A 24,227-nucleotide genomic window follows, 5' to 3' on the forward strand; every position below is an offset into this window, starting at 1 on the left:
GTCTTACCGCGCCTCCTGGTCGATGTCCGGGACCCGTGCCCATGACGGCCGCTCGGTCCGCGGCCTGCCCGTCACGTTCTCCGGGGCCGGTCGTGCGTTGTGGCCGCGCAGCGCGGTGTGCAGCCCGTCCCACAGGGTGCCGTCGGTCCGGTCCCGCGGATCGGGGTCGATCAGCACCACACCGATCACCGGAATGAGCAGGTCCGCGAGTTGCCGCGCGACGGTGTGCAGCCATGCGGTGCTGCCGTGCCCGGCACGCACGACGAGCACGGTCCGGGTACCGAGGTCCTGGAGGCCGGTCCACGCCGTGCCGGGCGCCACCGAGCCGACACCGAGTCGGCGCTCCTGATGCGACACGGCCGCGGCACCCCCGCCGCTGACCACGGTCGGGTCACCCGGTTTCGGACGGCGGCTTGCGAGCCGCAGGCCGGGCAGACCGTCGACGATGACCACGGGCGCCTCCGCCTCCAGTGCCTTGGCGAGGTCCAGGGCGATCACGCTCGCGCTTCGCGCACAGCCCAGTTCCAGCAGTGACACCGGTTCCGCGGAACAGCGCACGGTGCGGGCCAGGGTCGCGGTGAGCCGTTCGCGTGCCGCCCGGGTCCGTCGGCGCCGCCACAGCCTGCCCGACCGACGGGGCAGCTCCGCGATGACCGAGGCGCCCAAGTTGGCCGCGATGTCCCGGCGCAGCACGGGGCGGTCCGCCACCACCGTGCCGACAGCGGCCATCGCGAGCCCGAGGACGAGCCCGAGGACGAGCCCGATCGCGCCGTTGGTGACAGCGGATCTGGGCAGGGAGTGCCGCACCGCGCGCGGGGCGTCCACGATCTGCGTGCCGGCGATGACCTTGGGCGTGCCGGTGCGCGCCTCCTCGGCGCGCAGGTCGAAATCGGCGATCCGTGAGGTGAGCTCGGCCCGGCGGGCGAAGAGCGACTCTATGCTCGCCGACGCTCTCGGGTCGCTCTCCGGCGATCTGTCCCCGATCTCCTTGTTGACCTGGGCGAGTTCGCCCCGCATGCGGTCACGCTGGTCGCCCAGGGCCTTGGCCTCGGCCTTCGCGGCTTCCCGCATCCGCCTCACATGGTCCGAGACGAACGCTTCGGCCAGCGCCTTGGCACGGGCCACCGCTTCCGCGTCGGTGTCACCTGTCACATCGATCTGCAGCAGGTTGTTGGTCAGGCCGGTCCCCCGGTAGTCCCGCATGAAGTCCTCCGGTTTTTCCGGGGACTTGAGGGACCGCAGGGCCTTGTCGGCGATCCGCGTGGTCCGCAGCAGCTCGACGTCCGTGCGGATCAGCGTTCCGGTGTCGTTCGGCTGGTCCTCCTGATGCGCGACCAGCACCTTGGTCACCGCGGCCGGGGACGGCGGCAGCAGGACCGCCACCGCCGCGCCGACCACCAGCCCCAGGAGCGCCAGCGAGCACCACAGGCGGCGGCGCCTGCGCACTGCCACCACCAGGGCCTGCAGGTCGAAGAGCGGAGTGGCTGCCGACGACTCCGAAGTCGTGCTCGTCGTCACACTGAACCTCCCGTCGCGTGACCGCGACCCGCGAGCGCCACAGCGGCGCTGTCCGGAAGACGGTCGGCGGATCGCGTCGGACGGCCCCGGACCGCGCCGGCGACGACGATGCCGACCACCTCGTGCCCGCCGTCCGCGCACGCCTCGGCGATGCCGGCGAGCTCCTCAGCGGTCCAGCTGCCCGCGCTGAGCACGACCAGGGCACCGGACTCGGTGTCACGGTCCGGCACGGTCGGCCGGTCCACCGAGACCTCCACCACCCGCAGCATGGGGTATCCCCTGCTCGAAGAGCCTGGGGAAGGATCGTTCTCGGCCTCGGCGACGAGCTGCCCGGCGGCCCGGCGCGCGATCTCGTCGCCGTCCGGCACGACAACGAGCAGCCCCAGGGGGGCAGGCAGCTGGTCCCGGAGGCGAGCGCACACCCGCTGGTAGCGGATCCGCGTGCCGGCCTCGTCGACGGACCTCTGCGGGATCGGTAGGTCCCAGCGGGTGTCGACGCCGAGGAGTCGGCGGATCCCGGCTCGCGGGCCACGGCCTTCCGGCCGGTGCGCGCCCCGTTCAGAAGGCACGTCGACAGTGCCGAGGAGCGCCGAGCCCAGCGCCGCGGCGATCTGCGGCTCGGTGCGCAGGCGGCGGTTCACGCGTGCGGCGACGAGATGGCCGATGACCGCGAGCAGGAAGAACAGCAGCGCCCCGGCGACGATGAGCTGGATCCTCGTCGGCGGCGACTCACCGGTCGGCCGGGCCGCCGGTCCCATGACGACCATGCCCGCCTTGTTGGTCGCCGGGTCGGCCTGGTCGAGCTTCGTCATGGCCTCTTCCAGCGAGGTGCGCAGCTTCTCGAGGTCGGTGCGGGCCTGCACGCTCTCCACGGTCTGCCCCGGATCGGCCGCGTCGGCCAGGTCGGTGATACGGCGGTTGGTCTCCACCACCGACTGCCGTAGCGCCTCGATCCCGGTAGCCGCGTCGGGGTCGGTGCCACCGCCGGCGATCCGCGCGGCGAATTTGACGAACTGCTGGGCCATCCGGTCGGAGAGCTGCTGCGCGCGCTCCGGGGTGTCGGCCGTTCCCGAGATCTTGATGATGTTCCCGTCGGTGGCTTTGGCGCTCACTTGATCCCGCAGCCCGGTGCCGCTGACTCCGCTCCAGTCGAGAGCGGCGGCCGCGCGGTCGACCACCGTCGAACTGGTCGCGATGTCCACCTGAGTCAGCAGCTCGCGCTCTTCCCACTGCCCCGGCAGCAGTACTGATGCCGACGTCGTGTACCGCGGCGGGAACAGCACCGAAGTGCCGTAGCCGACGAGCGCGCCCACCAGGGCGAGGACGGCGAGAAGCCGCCATCGTCGACGGAGAATCCGCCCGATCGTTACCAGGCGGATCGTGTCATCGCTCAACTGCGCTGCCTCTTCCCTGTGCGGACCGGGTCGCCCGCCGACACCGGGGTGTGGTCACGGCACGCGGCGGCGTAGGCGGCGAGCAGTGACGCCTGCGAGTTCCGCCAGGACAGCTGTCCGCTGATCCTCTCCTGGCCGATCTCGCCCATCCGGGCCCGCTTCTCCGGATCGTCGAGGAGCAGCGCGATGAGCTTGGCGAATTCGGCCTCGTCGTTGGCGGGCGCGTAGAGGGCGGCATCACCGGCGGAGACGCGCGCCTCCCGGAGGTCGAACGAGACGATGGGCCGGCCCATCGCCATGTACTCCAGGACCTTGTTCATGGTCGACACGTCGTTGAGCGGATTGCGCGGGTCGGGGGAAAGACACACGTCCGCGGTGGACAGGTAGCGCACCAGGTCGGCGTCCGGAATGCGCCCGGTGAACTGCACCTGCTCGGAGAGTCCGAGGTGCCGGGACAGCTCCACCATCGCGTCGAAGGCGTCGCCGGAGCCGACGAACACCGCGTGCCAGTCGGTCCGCCCGAACTCGTCGCGCAGCTTGGCGAGGGCGCGCAAGGCGTAGTCGACGCCGTCCTGCGGGCCCATGACGCCGAGGTAGCACAGCAGATGAGGCTTTCCGCGCTTCAACTCCGGCTCGGGAGGCACCGGTTGGAACCGGTCGGTCTGAGGGGCGCTGCGCACCACGAAGACGTCCTCCGGCCGCTGACCGCCACGGCGCACCGCGACGTCCCGGTAGCTCTCGTTCGTGGCGAGCACGACGTCCGCGGCCCGGTAGGTCCGCCGTTCCAGCGCGCACACGGCGCGGTAGAGCAGATCCTCACCGCGGTCGAACCGGGAGAGGTACAGCTCGGGCACCAGGTCGTGCTGGTCGAAGACGAACCGCGCTCCGCGTCGCTTCATCCACAGTGCCGGCAGGAACAGGAGGTCGGGCGGGTTGCAGGCGTGGACCACGTCGACCGGGCCGACCTTGCGGGCCAGCCGGACGGTATGCCACAACGCCGATCCGTACTCCCGCAGGTAGCCGGCCGGCCCTCCGGTGGCCGCGCGCAACGGGTAGCGGTGGATCCGCACCCCGTCGATCTCTGCCTCGGGCTCCGTGTCCCGCTTCTCCCCGCGGGGACAGATGACGTGCACCTCCCAGCCCGCGTCGCGCAGTGTCGTGCACTCCTGCCACACCCGCCGGTCGAACGGCACCGACAGGTTCTCCACCAGGATCAGCGCGCGCCGGTCAGGCCGGTCGCCGCTGCCTGTGTCATTGAACGATGTGTCACCAAGCAAGGCCCATGTACCCCGGTTCGGCCCGGCGCGCCTCGGCGTCGGGAAGGCGGATGAGGTCGATCAGTACCGGTCCTTCACCATGGGGCAGCGCCGACAGCACGGCCGGATCACTGGTCCCGACCAGGCACACCTCGGCGTGCTCGAGCACTTCGCCGACGGAGTCGGCGAGCAGCTGCCCGAGGTGCGGGAGCCGGGTCTCGATGTACTCGCGGTTCGCGCCGATCAGCCGGGAGAGGCTCACATTGGCGTCGTAGATCCGCAGGTCGTACCCCTTGCCGAAGAGCCTCTCCGCCAGCTCGACGAGCGGGCTCTCGCGCAGGTCGTCGGTGCCGGACTTGAAGGACAGCCCGAACATTCCCACCCGGCGCTTGCCGGTGCGCTCCACCAGGTCCACCGCGCGCTGCAGGTGGTCGGAGTTGGAGGGAAGCACATGGGCGAGGATGGGTACCGAGACGTCGGCCCGCTGCGCCGCGTGGACCAGGCTGCGCAAGTCCTTGGGGAGGCAGGAGCCACCGAAGGCGAAGCCGGGCCGCAGATAGGCGGGGCTGATGTTCAGCTTGCGGTCGGCCAGGAACACGTCCATCACCTGGTGCGAGTCCACGCCGAGCGCCTGGCACACCGCGCCCAGCTCGTTCGCGAAGCCGATCTTGAGGCCGTGGAACGCGTTGTCCGCGTACTTGATCGCCTCGGCCGTCGGGATCGGCACCCGGAACACCTCGCCGGGCAAGCCGTCGTACAGTGCCGCCACCGCGTCGCCGCTTTGCGGATCGAGCTCGCCGATCACGGTCTTGGGCGGGTCGAAGAAGTCCCGCACGCTCGTGCCCTCGCGCAGGAACTCCGGGTTGACCGCGACCCCGAAGTCCGCCCCGGCCGTGCCGCCGACGTACTTCTCCAGGATCGGCACCAGCAGGTTCATGCAGGTGCCCGGGAGCATGGTGCTGCGGAACACGACGGTGTGCCGCCCGCCCCGTTCGGCCAGCGCGGCGCCGATCTGCTCGGTGACCCGCTCCAAGTACGTGGTGCACAGGCTGCCGTTGGGCTCCGACGGTGTGCCCACGCAGACCAGAGACACATCACTGCCCATGATGGCCTCGCGGACGTCGACCGTAGCGCGTAACGCTCCGGCCTCCACGACCTCGGCGATGAGCTCGCCGATCCGCTCCTCGACCACCGGGGCCCTGCCCTCGTTGACCAGGTCGACCTTCACCTGGTTCACGTCCACTCCGATGACCTCATGGCCTTGGCCGGCCAGACACGCGGCCGACACGCAGCCCACGTAGCCAAGCCCCAGGACGCTCACTCTCATGACCCGTTCCTCCCCCCAGGCAGGCCCTTTTGGCCTGCGGTCCGTGCGCCGACCTGACAACGCCCCCCGCGCATCAGTAGGCCCCCTGCCCATGGAGCACCGCACGCAGCGTCTTCCACAAGATCACTGTGTCGAGCGCGAGCGACCAGTCCTCCACGTACCGCAGGTCGAGGCGGACGGCCTCCTCCCACGGCAGGTCACTGCGCCCGCTGATCTGCCACAGGCCGGTGAGTCCGGGCTTGACGAGCAGCCGCCGCCGGATGTCCGGGCCGTACGCGGCGGACTCCTCCGGCAGCGGAGGCCGGGGACCGACGAGCGACATCGATCCGGTGAGCACGTTGAAGAGCTGCGGGAGCTCGTCGATCGAGTACCGGCGCAGCACTGCTCCCACCCGGGTCACCCGCGGATCCCGGCGGAGCTTGAAGAGCAGGCCCGCGCCCTCGTTGCGGTCGGCCAGCTCGGCACGTGCACCGTGAGCCCCGGCGACCATGGTGCGGAACTTGAGAATGGTGAACTCGCGGCCGTCCTTGCCGACCCTGCGCTGGCGGTAGAACGTCCCACCCCTGCTGTCCACCAGCACGAGCAGCCCGACGAACACCATCAGCGGTGCGAACAGCATCAGCAGGATCGCCGCGCCCATCCGATCGACGACCCCTTTGATCGCCCGGCGCCCCCCGGTGAAGGTCGGCATGCTGACCCGCAGCAGCGGTATCCCGAGCACCGCGTCGACGTGCAGCCGCGGGCCGGCCACTTCCATCAGCACGGGGGCCACGACCATCTCGGCGTCACTGCCTTCGAGGTTCCAGGCCAGCCGCTGCAGCCGGTCCGGTGACCAGTGCGGGTCCGGTGTGACCGCGACGACACGGTAGCCGTCGCGGCGTACATGGTTGGCCACGTCCGGCAGTTGCCCGACGACCGGCACTCCGTCCAGCTGGTCACCGTCGAGCCCGAGACCGTCCGTCGTGCACACCGCGTCCACTCGCCAGCCGAGGTGCGGAAGCTTTCGGGTTCGGGTGATCAGGTCGCGCACGGTGGCCAGGCTCCCGGCGGCGAGCACCGGTCTCAGGCACTGTCCTTCCTTGCGCTGTTTGTGCAGCCAGAGGCGGAGCAGATACCGCTCCGTCATGGTGGTGACCGCGACCGCGGGGACCGCGACGAAGATCCAGAGCTTGATGTTGCGCGAGGTGAGGGCTATCCCGCCGAGCGCCAGCACGACGGTCGCCGTGAACAGCGAGCGTCCGAGCCGGCGGAATTCCTCGGCGCCCTGGCCGAGCACGGCCGGAGCCCACGACCGGCTCACCGCAAGCGCACCCAGCACCAGCAGCTCGGTGCCGAAGGCGAGAATTCCCCACTTCTCATGCCAGTTGGCCGCGTCCCGGGCCCCGAAGAAGTTGCCGATCGCCGCCACCACCAGAGCGGTGGCCACGGTATCGCTGGTGATCACGGTACGGCGGTACCGCTGCTCCCAGTCGTTCACGGGCCGGCTGATGGCCCCGTTCGTCAGACGCCCGTGCGCCGACGGAAGCGGGCCGACTAATCCCCCCTGCCGCACAGAACCCCCCCGGTCCCCAGTGGTACGACGTGGTCGGCTGACACTGTTCCTCCCCCCGAGGAGCCCCCGCCCCCCGCACAGTTACTCCCCTCGGGAGGCCCCCGCCCCCCGCGCCGCGCTGTTCGTCCCCCGGAAGGCCCTCGCCCTCCGCGCCCGACACCCCGGCTATTTCTGCGCTACTTGAACGACCCGGCCTGGCGGCAGCAGACAGGCAGGCCCTGCCGGACCCCCGAGGTGCGCGAGAACCCGTCGAGACGTCGGGTACTCCCCGCACCCGAAGCCCCTTGTCGGGCTCAAGAATTGACCACCCCCACGTCCGACGGTGCCGACGCAGCTACTGGCTGTCCACAACGTCTGACCTATAGAACATGATTTGTCGCCTCGTGTCCCGGCATGTGAAGCACGGTCAATCTAGACCATCGGGGCCCGTCTGAAGAGAGGGGTGTGTGTAATTTGTGCTCAAGATTTGAAGCTGGTTCCAGAGATCGGCCACGGCCCGCGGCGCCTTGATGACCAAGACGTGCCTTGTGACCCGTAATGGAGTGTTTCCGGCACACGGGACCGCCGAACTCCTCGGCCCACGGGGCCAATTCGCCGTCCTCGACCACCCGCAAGCACCCCCGGCAGCCCGGACCCTTCGCCGAACCCGACGAAGGTGTCCGCCGCTACTGGCTGGACGCCCTCTCTCGGCGCTGCCGCCACCAGAAGGCCCCGCACCAAGCCCGGCAAGACGACCGCCGACGGCCTCACCCGCGGCTCCAATTCGTCGAGTTGCCCGCGGGGCAGTTCAGGCCAGAACGGCCGGCTTCAGTACCTCCTGGCACCACTGGCGGAAACTGGTGGGCGCGGGCACTGTCAGGGCCCGCTGTTCCGGGTCGTAGATGCCGTTGTTCTGTCCGTCGACGAGACACGCGCCACCCACCTGGTCCACGCCGTCGGCGGCGGAACCACCCTGGCTCTCATCGCCACCCCCGAGAACCGACGGGACCTGAGCGTCTCCCATCTGGCGAGGGAGGCGGTCATCGCCGCGATCACCACCGACGCCCCCACCACCACGGCTGCCGGCCCCGCGGGGGCGGCCGTCGCCCTCCGCGCCCTCCTCCCCCGGAGCAGCGTGCTGACGGCGGGCGAGCGCGGCCTGCTCGCTGAACTGCTCGACCGCATCTCCACAGGGTGACGCCGCGCAAACCTCAGTGGCGGCTCTCGGCGGGCAGACAGTCGCCCGACGTGAAGAGCTGCGGCCAGGCGCTGTTTCCCTCGTAGGCGGCGACCGTCCAACGGGTGTAGTTCCATTGCCTGTTCGTGTTGTACTCGGCCAGCAGCCTCGGGCAGGCGGTCTTGCTGACGACGTCCTGGAAGTGAGATTGCTGGGCGCGGCCGGAGAGGGCGCCCGAGCCGTCGTGGGCCCACACGTACATCATCTGCTCGACCGGATCGAAGCCGAGGGTGATGGCGTCGTCGCGGTCGAAGGGCTCCAAGCCGTATCCCTGGGCGAGGCGGGTGTTCCAGGCCGCTGTGACCGCCTTCAGCGTGCCTGAGGCGATGCGGATCTCGTCCTTGTCACTGCTGGGTATCTCGGCGGTGGCCATGCCCTCCTCCGTGCCCTGACGTCGTCCGGCCTCGTCGGTGTAGCAGCCGTCGGTGGCTTTGCCGAAACCGAGGATGCTCGCCTCGTCCTGGCCGTCGTAGTCCCGCCAACGGACGGAGAACCGGCCGTACGGCCAGCTTGTGGGTGCCTCTTCGAGTCGCTGGGCCAGGGTGACGCAGGCGGCCGCCTCAGCCACCCGGCGGAAGACCTCCTTTCTGTCGTCGGTGAGGGTGGAGATCGGGCCGCCGGTCACCATCAGGGTCTGCGCCTGCCGGTTGAACGTCACCGTGGGGGTCATGAAGGACATGTCCTTCGTGGTGAGCATCGCCTTCACCGTCTCGCGGACGGCGACTGCGGCATCCCGTTCCGCCTTGCCGTCGGCGTCCCGGGCGGCGCTCCACTCGCCGGGAACGGGCTGGGTCTCGTCGTCCGAGCGGTGGAAGGCGGGATGGGCCACGCCGTCCAGCGGGTCGGAGGGGACCGGGACGGTGCGTGGGTCGGATGCCACAGGGCCGGTCACGTCCGCACCGGGGCCGGCCAGTACGGTCCCGGCGGGTGTGGCGCCGGAGTCATGATCGCCCGCGGCCGCCGTCGAAGCGGCGGTCCCGGAACGGCCGGTGGAGTCGCCTCCGCCGTGGTGGAAGGCGAGCGCGCCGCCCGCGCTCGCGCCCAGGACCGCCGCCGCCACCACGACGGCGACAACGGTCCGACGCCGCGAGGAGCCCACACGGGCGGAAGCGGGTGGGGGCCAGGAGGGATCGTCCGATACGGGCACAGACCACTGCGCCGTCACCAGTTCCCCGATCAGTGTGGGGGTGCTGCTCGCCTCCGCCGACGTGCTGCCGTTGAGCACCTGCGTGGACTCGGCGGCCAGCAGCCGTGCGCAGGCAGCGGCCGCCTCACCGGCGTCCGGACGCTCGGCGGGTTCCTTGGCCAGGGCCCGTTCCAGAATCTCCTTCAGCGCCTCGGGTATCCCGTCCAGGTCGGGTCGGCCCGATGTGACCCGGTAGGCCACCGCTTCGGGCGCACCACCGCCGAAGGGGAGGCGGCCGGTCGCCGCGTACGCCACGAGCGCGCCCCAGCCGAAGAGATCGCCCTCCGCCGCGGTGACGCCGCTGAGGTAGTGCTCGGGGCTGATCCAGCCCGGGGTGCCGGTGAGCACCCCGGTGCGGGTGACGCTGGTGCCGTCGGCGGCGTGGGCGATGCCGAAGTCCAGAATGCGGGGGCCGCCCGGTGTCAGCAGCACGTTCTGGGGTTTGACGTCCCGGTGGACGACGCCGGCCAGGTGGATCGCTTCCAGGGCCTGCGCGGTGCCGGTGGCGAAGGCGTGCAGGGTCGCGCCGGTCAGCGGGCCGTGGACGGCCAGATGTTCCGTCAGGGTCGGGCCCGGGGCGTACGCGGTCGCCAGCCAGGGGGCGTCGGCATCGGGGTCGGCCGCCAGGAGCGGCAGCAGAAACGGGCCGCGCACTCGGGTGGAGAGCCGGACCTCGCGACGGAACCGGGCACGGAACTCCGGATCGCCCGCGTGCAGGGGATGGACCACCTTCACCGCGACCCGCTCACCGCTTTCGGTGAGCCCCGCGTAGACCGTGCCCATACCGCCCGCACCGAGTCGGCCGACGATGCGGTACGGGCCGACGCGGGACGCGTCCCCGGGGCGTGGGGGCTGGATTCGCCCGCCCGAAGCAGGAGCGCTCACGGTTGTCCGATCGATCAGTGCAGGGAGGAAGAGACAGGGCTGGATGTTATCCGGCCACCGTCTCAGCCGGCAGGGGCCTCCTCGGCGCTGCTACGGCGGCCGGGCACTGTCTCGAAACCGGTCACCGCCGGACCGTGAACGGCCTGGGCATCCGCCCGGACCGCCGGCCGAGAACCCACCGCCGAGCCCACGGCTTGCCATGTCCGCCCGGCGCACGCCGTTCCGCGCTACGGACCGGCTCCGGATCCTGCGCTGCCGAACAGCGTGGGGACTTCCGAACCGACCGGCGAGGCCCTCACAGGAAGCCCCACAAGTGGTCGGCCGTACCGTTGTCGTCGAACTGGACGACCTGCGCGCTGTTGCCGGTGGACATGCGGTCCACCCCGAGAACCTTGCCGCTGTTCTTGTGGCGGATGCGATACCAGCCGTCGCCGCTGTCCAGCAGCGTCCAGAGGTGGTCGGCCGTTCCGTTGTCCTCGAACTGCACGACGATCGCGCTGTCGTCCATGGACATGCGGTCGACGCCGAGCACCTTGCCGCTCTGGCCGTTGCGGATCAGATACCAGCCGTCGCCCTTGTCGACGAGCTGCCAGGCGTGGTCACCCGTCCCCGTGTTGTCGAACTGCACCACGCGTGCGCTGTTCTCGGTGGACATTCCGTCGACGGCGAGGACCTTGCCGCTGTTCATGTTCGCGATTCTTCGGAACGGTGGTTCCGGCGTCCAGGGCAGTCCGTCGGGCGCCGCCGTGGGGAAGGACGTGATGCGAAGCCGGGCCGCGCCCATGGGGATGAGGGTGACCGTCTCCACCGGGGCGTCGCTCCGGGCGGGACCGTCCTGGAGCGGCGCGACGACATGTTCGTCGTCCGCGACCCACTCCTGGATCTTCCGGGCCTGTGCCGAGATGCGCAGGGGTGAGGTGTCCGGAGTGAACGGCTGGTCCGGTACGACAGCACGGGTCCGGGTGGGGGTCAGCGGGGTCTCCGGGAGGAGGCCGTAGTTCCACGCGGTGGTGGCGTGGACCTCGTACGCGGGGAACTTCTCATCTCCCGCGTAGCGGTCGTAGCGCTCGCCGATCTTCAACGAGTAGGTGAGCGGGCCGCGTTCGACGCTGACCGCACCGTGCGGGCCGGGCCACTGGCGCAACCGGGCCTGCTGGGGCAACTGCAGGCGGACGACGTCGCCGTCGCGCCAGGTGCGCTCCACCCGTGCCCAGGACGGTCCGTCCGGGGCCACCACCGAGGTGCCGTTGACCAGGAGCCGGGGACCTCGGCACCAGCCGGGCACGCGCAACCGCAGAGGGAAGCGCACGGGACGGGGCGTGGAGACGGTGAAGGTGATCGTGTCCTCGAAGGGATAACCCGTCTCTTCGGTGACCGTCACAGTCGTTCCGCCCGCGACCGTGGCCCGGACCCGGCTCGGAGCGTAGAGCGCCGCGGCCAGGCCGCCGTCGGCGCCGGCGAGCCAGAGCTCCTCGGTGAAGTACGGCCAGCCCATCCCGTAGTTGTGGGGACAGCAGCGGTACTGGTCGACACCGGCCTGGAAGGCCTGCATGGCGAAGCCGTTCTGGAACTGGCCCTGGGTCTTGGGGCGGTTGTCGAGGTCGATGCTGTTGGCGCTGGTGATGTAGTGGACGGACGTGCCGTCGGGGTCGAGGGAGGCCGGGAGCAGGTTGAAGGCCAGGTCTTCGCAGCGGTCCGCCCAGACCGGATCCCCGGTGATCCTTGTCAGCAGCTCGTGGCTGGCCATGAATTCGACGATGCCGCAGGTCTCGAAGCCCTGCCGGGGGTCCGCGAACCCGGGCCGGAAGTTCTCGTCGCCCGCCATGCCTCCCCCGGGGAACCGCCCGTACGGGTCCATCACGGCGTCGTAGGCGCGGTACGTGGCCCGGGTGAGGTCGGCGGAGCCGGTCAACTGGGCGTATTGGGCGGGCTCCCGGAATCCCTGGGCGATGTTCACGTTGTGCCGGCTCGGTGTCGCACCGGTCCAGTCCGCGCCGTGGGTGTGCATCTTGGCGGCGAGATCGAGCAGGAACGCCTCGCCGGTACGGCGGTAGAGCCACACGGCGACGTCGAGACCGTCGCCCCAACGGTAGGACACCCAGCTGGTGTTGAAGGCGCCCGGCCCCTGAGCGTTCATGAAGCGGAGGAAGCGGAGGAGGAACGGCACCACCCGCTGGTCGTGGGTGTACTCCTCGTGCGTCCGCAGGGCCTGCAGAAGTGGCAGGAAGGGCCAGAAGTCGGGACCGCCGTTGAGTGCGGTGCGCAAGGCACGCGGTCCGAAGAAGCCGTCACTCTCCTGGGTCGCGAGGATCGCGTCCACCCACGCGCGCGACCGCGCCAGGGCGTGCGGGTCACCGGTGGCGATGGCCAGCGGCAGGTAGCCGCGCAGCCAGTACGGCAGCTCCTCCCAGGCGTCATGCTCGGGGTGCACCCAGCCGGACGTCGAGAAGTCGAGGAAGTGCGAGAAGGATTCGTACGTGCCGCACAGACCGTCGAGCTGTAACCGGAGCTGGCCGGCGAGCCAGCCACGGGCCACGACACTGCCGGGCGGAAGCTTCTGGAATCTGTCGGCCAACTGCGTCTCGGCTCGCGGGCGGGGAGCCGCGGCCGCGACACCCGTGAACGTGGCTCCGAGAGCCGCGGCCCCGAGGGTGCCGGATCCGATACCGAGGAGTTCTCGTCTGCTCATGGACATGCAGGTGACCTGCCTTCCGGAAGGGCCGACTTGCGTGCGACAACGTTGTCTCCCGCTGATCGAGCAACGTCAGATCCTCCAGATGCGGCTCCACAGCGGCTCCCCTGAGGGGCGGTTCCACGGCTCTGTACAACGTTGGAAACGATGCAGTGGACATGACAGCACGGCCGGGTACGCCTGTCCAGGGTTCACACGCGCCACGGCGAAGGCCTCGCCGACCACACTCGTCCTGCGGCGGCATGCACCGGCCCGCGCCGCAGGACCGAGGAACAGGTGACCGCGTCGGAGTGATCGACCGAGGGGGGAGGTCTCCCCCCTGTCCATGCGAGCCTCGTCAGCCGTAGTACTGGTCGGTGTACACCGGGCCGCCCGGCTCTGGATCGCACCCCTGGTGACCGTCCGGGCCGCCCCCGTGCGACAGGACGTAGACGTATCCCTGGCTCAGGTGACAGCCCTTCTCCGTCCAGGAGTTGGCCCCCATCGTCCACACCAGGAGCAGCAGCAACAGCAACAGCGTGGCGGTGATCTTCTGAGTGAGCGACGGGCGCCGACCCGTAGCGGCTGTGTCTGCCATGCGCGCGATTGTGATGGGCACACGGTATGCGCCGTGCGGGAGTGATGAGTTCGTGACCACCCTGACCGCGCCCAGCTGAGAGAGGGCAGAAAAGCCCACGTGACAACACGGACACACCGCCACACAGTGTCACCCGGCGCACGCCTCGTGCGAGCCGCCCCACTCCCCCGGCCCGCACGGCAGGCACCGATTCCGCGTCGGGCCGAACAAGCGGCCCGGGGTCAGTGGTGTCGGCCGTGGTCACCCTTGTCATCCGGACCGGGGCGGGTCCGTGAGCGGAAGGTGCGGCGGTAGGCGTCGGGAGGCACTCCGACCGTGCGGTTGAAGTGACGGCGCAGCGTCGTGGCGGTGCCCATGCCGGTGGCCGCCGCGATGGTGTCGACGCCGGCGTCGGTGGTCTCCAGCAACTCCTGGGCGTGGCGGATCCGCTGCGTCAGCAGCCATTGCAGCGGGGTGGTACCGGTCACCGACCTGAAGTGACGGCCGAGATTCCGCGAGCTCATCCGCGCCTGGCGGGCCAAGTCCTCGACGGTCAGCGGATGGTCAAGGCGCTCGATCACCCAAGGGAACAGTTCGGCGAGCGGATGGTTGTCCCGGGCGGGCACCGGTGTCGTGACGAACTGGGCCTGGCCGCCGTCCCGATGAGGCGGCACGACCAGGCGACGGGCGACCGAGTTGGCGACCGACGAGCCGTGGTCGAGGCGGACGAGGTGCAGGCACAGGTCCATCGCGGCGGCTTTGCCCGCGGAGGTGAGCACGCTGCCGTTGTCCACGTAGAGGACGTCCGGGTCCACCTGTACCTGGGGATGGCGGACGGCCAACTCCTGGGTGTGCGCCCAGTGTGTGGTCGCGCGCTTGCCGTCCAGCAGGCCGGCGGCGGCCAGCACGAACGCGCCGGTACACAGCGATGCGATGCGTGCGCCCGCCTCGTGGGCCGCGCGCACCGCGTCGACCAGGTCGGCGGGTGGGTCCCGGTCGACGTCGGCCCAGCCCGGGACGATGACGGTGTCGGCGCGCGCGAGGTGATCGAGGCCGTGGTCGGGCTCGAGCAGGAACCGTCCGACCCGCACGGCGTCCGGCCCGCAGACGGCGATGTCGTACCAGGGGCCCGGCACCGCGTCCGGGGCGGAGCCGAAGACCTCGTAGGCCAGGGCCAGTTCGAAGTGGAGCATCCCGTCGGTGACGGCCAGCGCGACAGTGTCCATGTCCGAAATTGTACGGGGCATGGCGTTCCGGACACTCGTGTGCGTGGCCCGTCCCCGTCAGGATGTTCTTACGGATCACGGCAGATCACTCAGGCACGGAGGAAAACCCATGGGGTCGGGGCAGGTTGTGACGGTGTTCGGCGCGTACGGACACACCGGGCGGTTCGTGGTGGCGGAGCTGTTGGAGCGCGGGTTCGTCCCGGTTCTCTCCGGCCGGGACGCCGAGAAGCTCAAGGCGCTGGCGGCCTCCCATCCCGAACTGGACGTCCGCCCGGCGTCGGTCGACGATCCGGCCGCGCTCGACCACGCGTTGGCCGGAGCCACGGCTGTGATCAACTGCGCCGGGCCTTTCGCCACGACGGCTGCCCCCGTGATCGAGGCGGCACTCCGCGCCGCAATCCCGTACGTGGATGTGGCGGCCGAGATCGAGGCCAACGTCGACACGTTCGAGCAGTTCACGGACCGCGCCCGAACCGCCGGAGCGGTGATCGTCCCCGCGATGGCCTTCTACGGCGGGCTCGGCGACCTGCTGACCACCGCCGCGATGGGCGACTGGAAGGCGGCCGACGAGGCACACATCGCGTACGGGCTGAGCAGTTGGCACCCCACCGCCGGGACTCGTGCGGCCGGCGCGGTCTCCCGGGAGCGGCGAGGTGACCGACGGGTCCGCTACACGCAGGGGAAGTTGGAGTACACGCAGGATGCCGCACCCACCCTGGAGTGGCCGTTCCCCGACCCGATGGGCCCGCGATCCGTCATCGGGGAGTTCTCGATGGCCGACGTGGTCACCGTACCCAGCCACCTCGACGTCCCTGAGGTGCGCAACTACATGACCGTCGTGGCGGCCAGGGACCTTTCGGCCTCCGACACCCCGGCGCCCAGCGCGGTCGACGACCAAGGTCGGTCCGCACAGACCTTCCTCGTCGACGTCGTCGTACGCTCCAAGGGCACCGAACGGCGAGCCGTGGCCAGGGGCCAGGACATCTACGCCATCACCGCGCCGCTCGCGGTCGAAGCCGTCGACCGCATTCTCACCGGGCGGACCAGAACGGTCGGGGTCGCCTCCGCCGGCGAGATCTTCGACGCGGCCGATTTCCTCCGCGCGCTGTCCGCGCACCTGTCCCTCGAGCTGAGGCAATAGCGACCGGCCGCCCACACCGCCGTCGGCGGGCTGCGCCGCTCGCCCTCCACCGAGCCATGCGACGGTGGCCGGATACGGTCCGACGGCGCCGGCAAGGGTTCCATCAACGCCCACCCCACCCCGGTCCGGCGAGATCCACCTCGTCGACATGTGGATCGGGAGAGCCACGAGCCGATGCCGGAAAACCGGGGAGGATCTGGAGGACCTGGTCCGCGGGGTCAAGCCGCGTCGGGTCGCCGACCGACTCACAGGTGGCGCTACGCCGAATCCAGCAGGCCGGTCCTCTTCACGGCGCGCGGAGACAGAGTCATGGGTCCGGACCAGCCCTGCCGGATCAGCGCGATCTGCGAAGGCAGGGGCCGGACAGGACTGACGTCCACACCTCGCGACCAGTTCGCGAGCAGTCCCACGGTGGTGTCAACAGCCGAGACGACCATGGTGATGCGGTCCTGCGCCTTGCCCCAGGTGTTCCACAGCGCCCATCCCTCCTCGCGGGGTTCCACACCGATGCGGAGGCAGGCCTGCTCATACGTCTCGTCCCGTGCCGAGGGCATGACTCCAGGCCGAATGATCACGACACCCACCAGGTCGATCAAAGGCAGCTCCTCCTCGACACAGCCGTCACCGGGGAAATGGTGATGGCGCAGAGTCCGGGCAAGCTCGTTGACAGCCCGCTGCAGGACGGTCGCGCCCTCGGGGTCATTGCCGTAGGTGAGCCACCCCTCTACCAGCGCAGCAGACCGCACCTCGCGGGCAAGTCTCTCGACTTCGGCCAGATATTCCGCCTGGGTGAGGGCAGGTCGCGTCATGGCGTGAAGTCTCGCAGCCGGCGCCGACCGAGGCCGACGGATTTTCCGGCACGGACTCCGTAGCCCGGACGCGAGTGTCGCAAGACTGTGCGCGCCTGTGCCCAAATAGCCCTCGACATGCGGGAGTTGGGGCGCAACCATGGTGGCCCGACGGTGGCCGGGGCCGTGGGGGCAAGAGGGGGGGTGGGTGTGGGGTACGACGGGCTGCCACGCGAGTATCGGTTGAGTCGTTCCCGGATGCGACTGTTCCTGTGGGTGATCGCGGTGGGCACGGTGAGCATGCTGGGGGCCGTACTGACCGCCGACGACCTGCCCGCCTCGGTCACGTACCCCTTTGTGATCGCGTGGGTCGCCCTCATGGGGTGGCTCTTCTACGCCACCCTGCACTGCTCCACCACCGCGGACATCAAGTCGATCCGTGTGCGCGGCATGGTCAGGCGCCGACGGCTGGCCTGGGAAGACATCCAGGACATCAGGGCCGAGGCCAATCCGGCCGCGGCGATGCAGAGCCATGCCGCCCAGGTGATCGTGCACGCCTACGGCCGCGACGGCAGCAAGGTGTTGCTGCCCTTCCTCGACGACCTGCACGTGAACGTCGAGCGCGAACTCGGGGTGCTGCTGGAGGCGTGGGAGGAACTGCGCGGCGCGGACTGGGCGCCCGACCCCGACGCCGCCGTCCTCATCGATCGGCGCAATGCCCGCCAGGCGGCGATGACGGCGGGCTTCGTCGCCCTCATGCTGTCGTTCATCCCGCTGACGGTACTGATGCTGCTGCCGCTGTTCGTGGACATGCCCGGGTGGCTGGAGTCGACCTTGCAGCCCTTGACGGTCATGGGGGTCGGGTTGCCTCTGATCTTCGCCCTGACCGCGGTCACCTCGTACCGCGCGAGAGTGCGCAACGGATGACGGCCGTGAGAGTGCCCATGAGCTCCCGCGCTGACGTGGGCTGAAGCGGCCTGACGGGCCTGACAGGCCTGACGAAGGCGCACTCACCGACCTCGACTCCGCGAGCGATCAGGCCAGGGAGCGGGCGCCGGTGTCCCGCGTCGAAGTCGGGCCCGGCCGGTTCGAGACATGCCCACCGGCACACTGGCCCCAGCGTCGGCCCCAGCCCGCGGTTCGCCTCGGCCTCGGCTGCGGCTGCGGCTGCGGCTGCGGCTGCGGGAGTCGCTCGCCTCCCCTTCCCCGCTGATCACTGCATGCGGCGCCTGGCTTACCGTGGCAGGCGAACGATCGGGGAGGTGGGGGATGGACCGTATCGGCCCGTACACCGTCGAGCGGGTGCTCGGCGCAGGGGGAATGGGCGTCGTGTACCAGGCGCGCTCGCGGGGTGGGCGCCTGGTGGCGGTGAAGGTCGCGCGGCCGGAGCTGGCCCAGGACAGCATGTTCCGGGAGAGATTCCGGGCCGAGGTGAACGCCGCTCGCCGCGTGGGCGCCTTCCACACGGCGCCGGTCGTCGATGCCGACCCCGACGCCGAGCTGCCGTGGCTGGCCACCGCCTACATCGCCGGCCCCACCCTGGCCGACGCCCTGGACGCCCAAGGTCCCATGAACGAGCAGGCGTTGCGGGCGCTGGGTGCGGCGTTGGCAGAGGCGCTGCAGGCGATCCACGCCTGTGGTCTGGTGCATCGCGATCTGAAGCCCGGGAACATCATCATGGCCGTCGACGGACCGAGGGTCGTGGACTTCGGTATCGCACGCGCTACGGAGGACGCCCGGCTGACGGTGCCCGGCGCCAGCGTCGGCACCCCGGGCTTTCTGGCTCCGGAGCAGGCCGAAGGCCATCCGGTGAACGGAGCGGCGGACGTGTTCGCGCTCGGTTCCGTCCTGGTCGCTGCCGCCGGCGGCAGCGCATTCGGGCACGGCACATCGATGGCGTTGATGTATCGCTCGGTCCATCACGAGGCCGACCTCACCGCCGTTCCCGTCGCCCTGCGCCCCGTGGTCGAGGCGTGTCTGGCGAAACAGCCGGCCCTGCGCCCGACTCCGGAACATCTCCTGGACGTGTTCACCGCCGCACCCGCACCCGCGCCGGGCTACACACCCACGATCCTGTCCGCTCCATCCATCCCGGCACCCCCGCTCTACCCCCCGACCGTCACCGCGCCACCCACACCCGCCCCTGACGAAAACCCGGCCCAGGCTGCCGAGTTCCTGGCCATGGACCACAAGAACGCTGTGATCGCGGACGTCCACGGCATCTCCTTGGGAGTCAATGGCCGCCCCGTCGATTTCCCGTGGCCGATCGTTCACACCGTCACCCACCGGGAGACCGGCCGCGGCTACGGTCTCACCGTCACGGTCACCCTCACCGACGGCCAGTCGCACCGTTGCCGCGTGACCACCAAGGACGAGGACCAGCTCGACACCTGGATCGAGGAGCTCGACGAGGTCATCGCGCGCTACCGCCCCGCCGGATGAAGGCCCGCCTTGTCCGGAACGTCTTCGACCCCGTGATGCGCCGGGGCGGGACGCAACGCCGGCAACCTCTGCCCGGCTGACCAGTCAGCCGGGCAGAGGTTCCTCAGCCGTCGCGCCTTCGCCCGATATAGACGGTGTTGGCCGCGGTCCCGCCCTGAAGCGGGTTGTCGAAATCCACCACGTGTGCGGCGGTCTCCGCGAAGACCCCCGCGAGCACAGACATGAACTCCTCGTCGGGTGGGTCGTTCGACCACAGCGCGAACACTCCGCCTGGATAGAGCAGTTCGGCCAGAGCCGCCAGGCCGGCCGGTCGGTAGAGCCCGGCGTGGCTGGGATGCAGGACGTGCCGCGGCGAGTGGTCGACGTCCAGGAGGATCGCGTGGAAACGGCGTCCAGGAGTCTCGGGGTCCAGACCGCGCGGCGTCGCACCGACGTCGACGGCCTTGTCCCCCGTGGACACCGGAGCGTCCGTTCTCGCACCCTCCGCGGACGGCGTTCCGCCCGCCGTCGCGCTTCCGGCCACCATCGCGAAGAAGTCCCCGAGCACCAGCCGGCATCGGGGGTCCGACGACAGTCCCGTGCCCAGTGGTACGAGCCCTCGCTGATGCCAGTCGATCACCTCGGCCAGCGCGTCGACGACGATGAGCGAGCGAACGCGCGGATCCTCCAGCGCCGTCCGGGCCGTGTATCCGAGACCGAGTCCGCCCACCGCGACGTCGAGTACGCCGTCGGGGGGCAGTTCCGCCAGCCCGAGCCGGGTCAGCTCGATCTCCCCGGTGGTGAAGAGACTCGACATCAGGTACTCGTCGCCGAGCTTCACCTCGTACACGTCCTCGCCCGACAGCGGATCGCGCCGACGACGCAGGCTGATCTCGCCCATGGGCGTCGGCCGCCAGTCGATCTCCTCGAAACGTGCGCTCATCCGATGCCCTGCTCCCGATCCTCGTACGACCAGCTCGGCCGAGGGACAGCCCCGCGCGCCGACGGCCTCGGCTGGAGGGAACCACGCCAAAGGTGAGCGCCGTACCGTCCGGCTCGGGCCGGATGCCCTGGAGGATCTTCACACGGATCGCCTCCGAGAGAGCGGGCAAACGGCCGTACGCCACCGTGTCGCCGAGTCGGTCCGGCCGTTCCGCCGTCCGGCCCACGCACTGACGTGCTCACCCGATGGGGATCCAGGCAAAGTTCCATCAGTGTCGGCGTCGGCGCAGGAGTGGGCCACGGGCCAGTGCAGCCCCGTAAGTCGGGGCTTCTTCCCGGCGACTGGGCCTCAGCCAATATCCCCGGGCTTGTGACCGCGTGCTGTGGCAGCCTGCCGTCATGCCAGCAGAGCTGAGAGAACATGCAGGTCGTCACTACGCCATCCTGTTCTACTACGCCTTGCCCGACGATTCCTGGGCTGTGGAGCTGAGCGAGGCTGTGCCTGCGCCAGCCGCGTGGGCTGAGACGCCCAATGCGGCGACCCATCTGCCCGGTCCGCCCTTCCTTGCGGCGCTCGTCCCCGACGAGGACCCTGCTCTGGAGCCAACCGTCCGCATCTACAGCCCTGATGGGCACGTCATCCCCTACGAGATCATGCAATGGTTCATGGAGCAGGTGGCTGACCAGGTGGAACGCTGCCGCATCGCGTTCGAGCTGGGTGAACCCGAAGCGGTGGATTGATCGTGCAATGGCTGGTGTGATCACGGCGTCGGAGCCGTCGGCTGAGCCCACGACAGTTCGGAAGGCTCGTGACGGCCCTGCGGCGGGAGGGTGCCGGCCACGCACAGCCGATAGGCGGAGTCCTCGCTGATGGTGCCACCAAAGGTCACCGGGGTTTGCGAAGACAACGAAGAATCAAGCGGTGGCCGCAGGTCACGCCGTAGACGTCGGACGATGGCAGGCGACGTTCGAACGCCCTTGTGATGTCACTTCGGCTGATGTTCCGGGCCTCCGAAGTCCGGGCTGTTGAAGTCCGGGCTGGAGAATCCCGACCGCGTGCCCCTCGCCGGTCCCTCTTCGGGACTGCTGAAACCCGGTCGGTTGTAGCCGAGTTGCGGCATGCGGCCAGTGGAAGTCGGTGCGGGCCGGTCCAGTGTCACCGAGCCAGGGTCGGCCAGCGCGTACCGGAGGAACGGCAGGAGGCCTCGATCCAGCAGGGCATCGCGCCAGGCGTCCTTGGCGCGGGCCACTTCCTCGGGAAGTTCGCCGTATTGTCCGGCCTCGGGCGAGGACCTGTTGCGCGGGACAGTGAGGAAGATCCTGGCGGCGCAGGCCAGGACGGCAGCCGCCGTCATCGCACCAGACGCCCAACCGGCGGTGAGCATCGTCTGGGCCAACGTCGGCGCAGGGTTGAGCAACTTCAGGATGTAACCCACGAGGAGCAAGACCGCCGTGATGGTGCCGGCGAAGACAGGTGCCAGGACCGCGACAACAGGGACCGCTTCAAGATCCAGTGTTTCGCGCCTGATTGACGAGGGGGGAGCGGTCGGGTGGACTGCCTTCTGCTGCGCGGGCGTGCGCGGTGTCCCTGTCTCCCCGCCTCGTGAGCCCGCCGGTACCTCCGGGCGTACGTGCAGGCCGAGCAGTGTGGCCAGCAGTCGGCGGCGGTACGGCATGCGGGCCCACCGCTGTGCAGCGACACCGTTGCCGAACCGGCGGCCGCCCGGCCTTCCAGCGCCCAGGACGGCGGCCCCGAACCGCTGGCGCAGACCGGCTGGGTCAGACTGTTCGCCCATCCCCCGGCTGTCGGAGTCGGCAAGGGCAGACGGTGCGACGGCGAACGACGGCTCCCGGCGTATGGATGAGGAGGGCGAGTGCGAGGGCGAGGAGTCGGACGAGGACGCCAGCTGGCGGAGGTCTTCACGGAGTCTTACGTAGTGGGCGTACTCGTCCGCCGCGGCCGTAGTGATGAGGGCGGTGGCGCTGATCGCCATGGTGCGCAGCTGCTCCATGCTGAGCCGCTGCCCGGCAGGTGCCAGTTGAGTGGAGCGCAGTGCCTCGTCGATGATCCGCTCGTATTCCTGGCGGTCCTCACTCAGCAGGTGCTGCGGAACGCTCTTCACAGCCCCTCCTCCCCGAGCTCCGTCCTGTGCCAGTGTGACGCGCTGCGGCCCTCACGGCTCCTTTCCGTCGTTCCGCTGCCCGGGTCCGCACGCACCGGACTGTCTCGGAGATGTGCGGGCTCCGGGGACGGTGACCGGTGCGCGGGGTGCTCGCCGGGCGCGGCATCGGGCATTCGCACGTCCGCAACCGCGGGATGCACCCCGGGCGAAGGCAGGGGACACACTCTTGGAGGAGGACCGCCCGGGTCTGCGGGGGAGGCGGGCATCGGCTCTGCTGGCAGCCCCGGACCACCGACGCCGCTGGTGGCCGGGGTTTGTGCGTCACCGGTTCCGTGCGGACCGCCCGGCACACCAGCAGTCGGCTCCGCCCCTGCCGCAGGGGCTGCCTCCTCAGGCGATGCTGCGGGCTGTCGGTCACCGCTCACCGCATCGTTCACGGTCTGGATCCGGATGAGTTGCGTGAGCAGGACGGGCGCCGACATGCCGACGACGAGTGCGGCGTACTTGCCGCTGATCTGGCCCGTGGCGCCGAACAGCACCGCAGTGCCAGCGCCCATCACCGTGTGCACGGCGGCCGCAGCGATATCGACGGGGAAGTCGAAGTAGGCCTGAAAACGGGGGACTTCCCCATGCGCCGTAATCGCCTGCCGATGAGCCTGGCGGTCGGCCTGCCAGGCCACAAACCGGCTGTACAAGTCCAGCGCCCCGCGCACGAGACCGCCCGCTGCCCCCAGCAGGATCAACGTCGGGACATCCACAGTCTCCCCCGGGCGATGACGCAGGCATCTTGCGGTGACCTCCTGGACACCGAACGAGCCTAGAGCCACCGGCGAGGAGCTGGGAAGAGCGCAGGCACCAGCTCACAATCGGATCAATCATGCGACTCTCGCACGCCTACACCAGCCAGGGGGCGGCCTTGCTGCTGGTCCACCAGTCGTGACGAGCCAAGGTCATCAAGGCCCGGCACCGCACACGACACGCGGTTGCTCCGGCCCTCCACCCGCCGCAGGCCCTCCCCGCAGAGGAAGCGAGCAGTGCAGGGATCGATGCCGACTGACAGCGGGGCGACGTCGACGCGTGAGTGACTTCCGGTGGCCCACTGGATGCAGCCAACGGCCAAGAGCACGACAGCCGGACTCGGACCGGCGCACGAGGCCACCACCGCCGGGGAGATCGGCACCGGCCGCCCCGCCGCGCCGGAGGACACAAAGATGCCTGCCCCGCAGCAGCCGGTGTCCGTTGAGTGTCAGTCAGTCCCGCCGCACGACGCCGCCGACCGCGTCAGCGGATCGCCCTTTGTCTGCTTCTCCCAGATGATCTCTTCGGACGGAGCAGTGATGCGACGCCAGATCTCAGTGTCGAACGGAGCGAACTGGCCCTGCCCCCAGCGCAACCACGAACGTCCATCGCGGTCCACGAAGTAGGCGAACGCGAACTGGGCAGAGTGCAGCCGGGAACCGGGCGGTGGCAGGGACACCTCCCCCTTCGGTGACCCCCAGTCGCGGCCTGCCTGCTTCGACGAGAAAACGAGTTCCGTGCACGGCGCGAGCCGAGTCGTGTTCACCACGAGATAGGCGTTGGCCGGACCCGATACCGCCAGGGCACGAGCAGAGCCACCCCCACCGACCCGGATGAGGTAGGCCGCCTGCATGAAGGGCACGGGGTCCGGCGAGCGGTTCAGGATGTGCAGTCTCCAACTCGTATCGTCGGTGTCGTCGGCCCGGTCCACCCACAGGGACACGGCCATCGCCTGCGCACGTTCCTCCTTCTCCTGGTCCTCCTGCGACTGGCGAAGCTGGTCCTTCGCAGTCTGCTGACTCCAGAACGTCGTGACGGCCTGCGCCCACAGCCCCCCGATAGCAGCGACCGCCGCGAGCGCCGTGGCGCCCACGGTGATGAAGTGCGACCACCTTGCGCGCCGCACACGGTTTAAGACTCGCCGCGCCCGGGACGGATCGGCTGCGGGTGCCGGCCCGCCGTCAGGAACGGGCTCGGCATCGGGTT

Annotated in this window: 18 protein-coding genes; 5 read left to right on the forward strand and 13 right to left on the reverse strand. The window is 70.0% G+C overall.

Annotated features, from left to right (window positions below; translation table 11 throughout):
• Positions 1–3 precede the first annotated feature (3 nt).
• The 5 genes from OG788_RS02765 to OG788_RS02785 all read right to left on the reverse strand — a co-directional run bounded on the left by OG788_RS02765 (position 4) and on the right by OG788_RS02785 (position 7,047).
• Positions 4–1,518, reverse strand: coding sequence for a Wzz/FepE/Etk N-terminal domain-containing protein (locus OG788_RS02765; protein ID WP_406368881.1), 1,515 nt, complete (start codon positions 1,516–1,518; stop codon positions 4–6).
• Entirely contained in the window at positions 1,515–2,912 is a 1,398-nt protein-coding gene (locus OG788_RS02770) for a Wzz/FepE/Etk N-terminal domain-containing protein (protein WP_406368883.1), read from the reverse strand. Before OG788_RS02770 ends, OG788_RS02765 begins: the two co-directional genes overlap by 4 nt.
• Positions 2,909–4,189 carry a glycosyltransferase family 4 protein gene (locus tag OG788_RS02775; RefSeq protein WP_406368884.1) on the reverse strand — a complete coding sequence of 427 codons (1,281 nt, stop codon included), beginning with the start codon at positions 4,187–4,189 and terminating at the stop codon, positions 2,909–2,911. The genes OG788_RS02770 and OG788_RS02775 overlap by 4 nt, the downstream gene beginning before the upstream one ends.
• The gene (locus tag OG788_RS02780; RefSeq protein ID WP_406368886.1) at positions 4,179–5,495 is read right to left on the reverse strand and encodes a nucleotide sugar dehydrogenase; all 1,317 of its coding nucleotides are present in this window, start codon (positions 5,493–5,495) and stop codon (positions 4,179–4,181) included. Before OG788_RS02780 ends, OG788_RS02775 begins: the two co-directional genes overlap by 11 nt.
• Positions 5,496–5,568: 73 nt before the next feature.
• Positions 5,569–7,047 (reverse strand): sugar transferase, encoded by a 1,479-nt coding sequence (locus tag OG788_RS02785; protein ID WP_406368888.1) that lies wholly within the window; start codon positions 7,045–7,047, stop codon positions 5,569–5,571.
• A gap of 655 nt (positions 7,048–7,702) precedes the next feature.
• On the opposite strand from OG788_RS02785, the gene OG788_RS02790 reads away from it, so the two are divergent.
• Positions 7,703–8,224, forward strand: coding sequence for a hypothetical protein (locus OG788_RS02790; RefSeq protein WP_406368890.1), 522 nt, complete (start codon positions 7,703–7,705; stop codon positions 8,222–8,224).
• 13 nt (positions 8,225–8,237) lie between these two features.
• Here the strand turns inward: OG788_RS02790 and OG788_RS02795 are convergent, their stop codons facing one another.
• The 4 genes from OG788_RS02795 to OG788_RS02810 all read right to left on the reverse strand — a co-directional run bounded on the left by OG788_RS02795 (position 8,238) and on the right by OG788_RS02810 (position 14,808).
• On the reverse strand, positions 8,238–10,334 hold the full coding sequence (locus tag OG788_RS02795) for a serine/threonine-protein kinase (RefSeq protein ID WP_406368892.1): 2,097 nt from the start codon (positions 10,332–10,334) through the stop codon (positions 8,238–8,240).
• Between the two features lie 295 nt (positions 10,335–10,629).
• A complete protein-coding gene (locus tag OG788_RS02800) occupies positions 10,630–13,029 on the reverse strand; it encodes a beta-L-arabinofuranosidase domain-containing protein (protein WP_406368893.1) in 2,400 nt (799 codons plus the stop codon).
• Between the two features lie 334 nt (positions 13,030–13,363).
• A complete protein-coding gene (locus OG788_RS02805) occupies positions 13,364–13,603 on the reverse strand; it encodes a hypothetical protein (RefSeq protein WP_406368894.1) in 240 nt (79 codons plus the stop codon).
• Positions 13,604–13,824: 221 nt separating this feature from the next.
• Complete coding sequence (locus tag OG788_RS02810) at positions 13,825–14,808, reverse strand: helix-turn-helix domain-containing protein (RefSeq protein WP_406368895.1); 984 nt, start codon at positions 14,806–14,808, stop codon at positions 13,825–13,827.
• A gap of 109 nt (positions 14,809–14,917) precedes the next feature.
• Between OG788_RS02810 and OG788_RS02815 the strand changes: the two genes are divergently transcribed.
• Entirely contained in the window at positions 14,918–15,949 is a 1,032-nt protein-coding gene (locus OG788_RS02815; RefSeq protein WP_351543248.1) for a saccharopine dehydrogenase NADP-binding domain-containing protein, read from the forward strand.
• A 257-nt stretch (positions 15,950–16,206) separates the two neighbouring features.
• Here OG788_RS02815 and OG788_RS02820 read toward each other — a convergent pair whose 3' ends face one another.
• Positions 16,207–16,758: a hypothetical protein gene (locus OG788_RS02820; protein WP_406368896.1), complete on the reverse strand. Its 552-nt coding sequence runs from the start codon at positions 16,756–16,758 to the stop codon at positions 16,207–16,209.
• A 237-nt stretch (positions 16,759–16,995) separates the two neighbouring features.
• Between OG788_RS02820 and OG788_RS02825 the strand changes: the two genes are divergently transcribed.
• On the forward strand, positions 16,996–17,664 hold the full coding sequence (locus OG788_RS02825; RefSeq protein WP_406368897.1) for a PH domain-containing protein: 669 nt from the start codon (positions 16,996–16,998) through the stop codon (positions 17,662–17,664).
• 342 nt (positions 17,665–18,006) lie between these two features.
• On the forward strand, positions 18,007–19,179 hold the full coding sequence (locus tag OG788_RS02830; RefSeq protein WP_406368899.1) for a serine/threonine-protein kinase: 1,173 nt from the start codon (positions 18,007–18,009) through the stop codon (positions 19,177–19,179).
• 103 nt (positions 19,180–19,282) lie between these two features.
• Here OG788_RS02830 and OG788_RS02835 read toward each other — a convergent pair whose 3' ends face one another.
• The gene (locus OG788_RS02835; RefSeq protein WP_406368900.1) at positions 19,283–20,101 is read right to left on the reverse strand and encodes a spermidine synthase; all 819 of its coding nucleotides are present in this window, start codon (positions 20,099–20,101) and stop codon (positions 19,283–19,285) included.
• Between the two features lie 398 nt (positions 20,102–20,499).
• Between OG788_RS02835 and OG788_RS02840 the strand changes: the two genes are divergently transcribed.
• Positions 20,500–20,841 carry a hypothetical protein gene (locus OG788_RS02840; protein ID WP_406368902.1) on the forward strand — a complete coding sequence of 114 codons (342 nt, stop codon included), beginning with the start codon at positions 20,500–20,502 and terminating at the stop codon, positions 20,839–20,841.
• 245 nt (positions 20,842–21,086) lie between these two features.
• Here the strand turns inward: OG788_RS02840 and OG788_RS02845 are convergent, their stop codons facing one another.
• Both OG788_RS02845 and OG788_RS02850 read right to left on the reverse strand, forming a co-directional pair.
• Positions 21,087–22,223 (reverse strand): hypothetical protein, encoded by a 1,137-nt coding sequence (locus OG788_RS02845; RefSeq protein ID WP_406368903.1) that lies wholly within the window; start codon positions 22,221–22,223, stop codon positions 21,087–21,089.
• Positions 22,224–23,469: 1,246 nt separating this feature from the next.
• Positions 23,470–24,114 carry a hypothetical protein gene (locus tag OG788_RS02850; RefSeq protein ID WP_406368905.1) on the reverse strand — a complete coding sequence of 215 codons (645 nt, stop codon included), beginning with the start codon at positions 24,112–24,114 and terminating at the stop codon, positions 23,470–23,472.
• Positions 24,115–24,227 lie beyond the last annotated feature (113 nt).

This window comes from Streptomyces sp. NBC_00647, assembly GCF_045207245.1.
Lineage (GTDB): Bacteria > Actinomycetota > Actinomycetes > Streptomycetales > Streptomycetaceae > Streptomyces.

What these genes read in the sequence shown, in the direction of transcription:
- OG788_RS02810 (WP_406368895.1), bottom strand. Translation starts at nt 14,808, where the DNA reads ATGGACACTGTCGCGCTGGCCGTCACCGACGGGATGCTCCACTTCGAA.
- OG788_RS02815 (WP_351543248.1), top strand. Translation starts at nt 14,918, where the DNA reads ATGGGGTCGGGGCAGGTTGTGACGGTGTTCGGCGCGTACGGACACACC.
- OG788_RS02780 (WP_406368886.1), bottom strand. Translation starts at nt 5,495, where the DNA reads ATGAGAGTGAGCGTCCTGGGGCTTGGCTACGTGGGCTGCGTGTCGGCC.
- OG788_RS02835 (WP_406368900.1), bottom strand. Translation starts at nt 20,101, where the DNA reads ATGAGCGCACGTTTCGAGGAGATCGACTGGCGGCCGACGCCCATGGGC.
- OG788_RS02830 (WP_406368899.1), top strand. Translation starts at nt 18,007, where the DNA reads ATGGACCGTATCGGCCCGTACACCGTCGAGCGGGTGCTCGGCGCAGGG.
- OG788_RS02805 (WP_406368894.1), bottom strand. Translation starts at nt 13,603, where the DNA reads ATGGCAGACACAGCCGCTACGGGTCGGCGCCCGTCGCTCACTCAGAAG.
- OG788_RS02820 (WP_406368896.1), bottom strand. Translation starts at nt 16,758, where the DNA reads ATGACGCGACCTGCCCTCACCCAGGCGGAATATCTGGCCGAAGTCGAG.
- OG788_RS02825 (WP_406368897.1), top strand. Translation starts at nt 16,996, where the DNA reads ATGCGACTGTTCCTGTGGGTGATCGCGGTGGGCACGGTGAGCATGCTG.
- OG788_RS02840 (WP_406368902.1), top strand. Translation starts at nt 20,500, where the DNA reads ATGCCAGCAGAGCTGAGAGAACATGCAGGTCGTCACTACGCCATCCTG.
- OG788_RS02800 (WP_406368893.1), bottom strand. Translation starts at nt 13,029, where the DNA reads ATGTCCATGAGCAGACGAGAACTCCTCGGTATCGGATCCGGCACCCTC.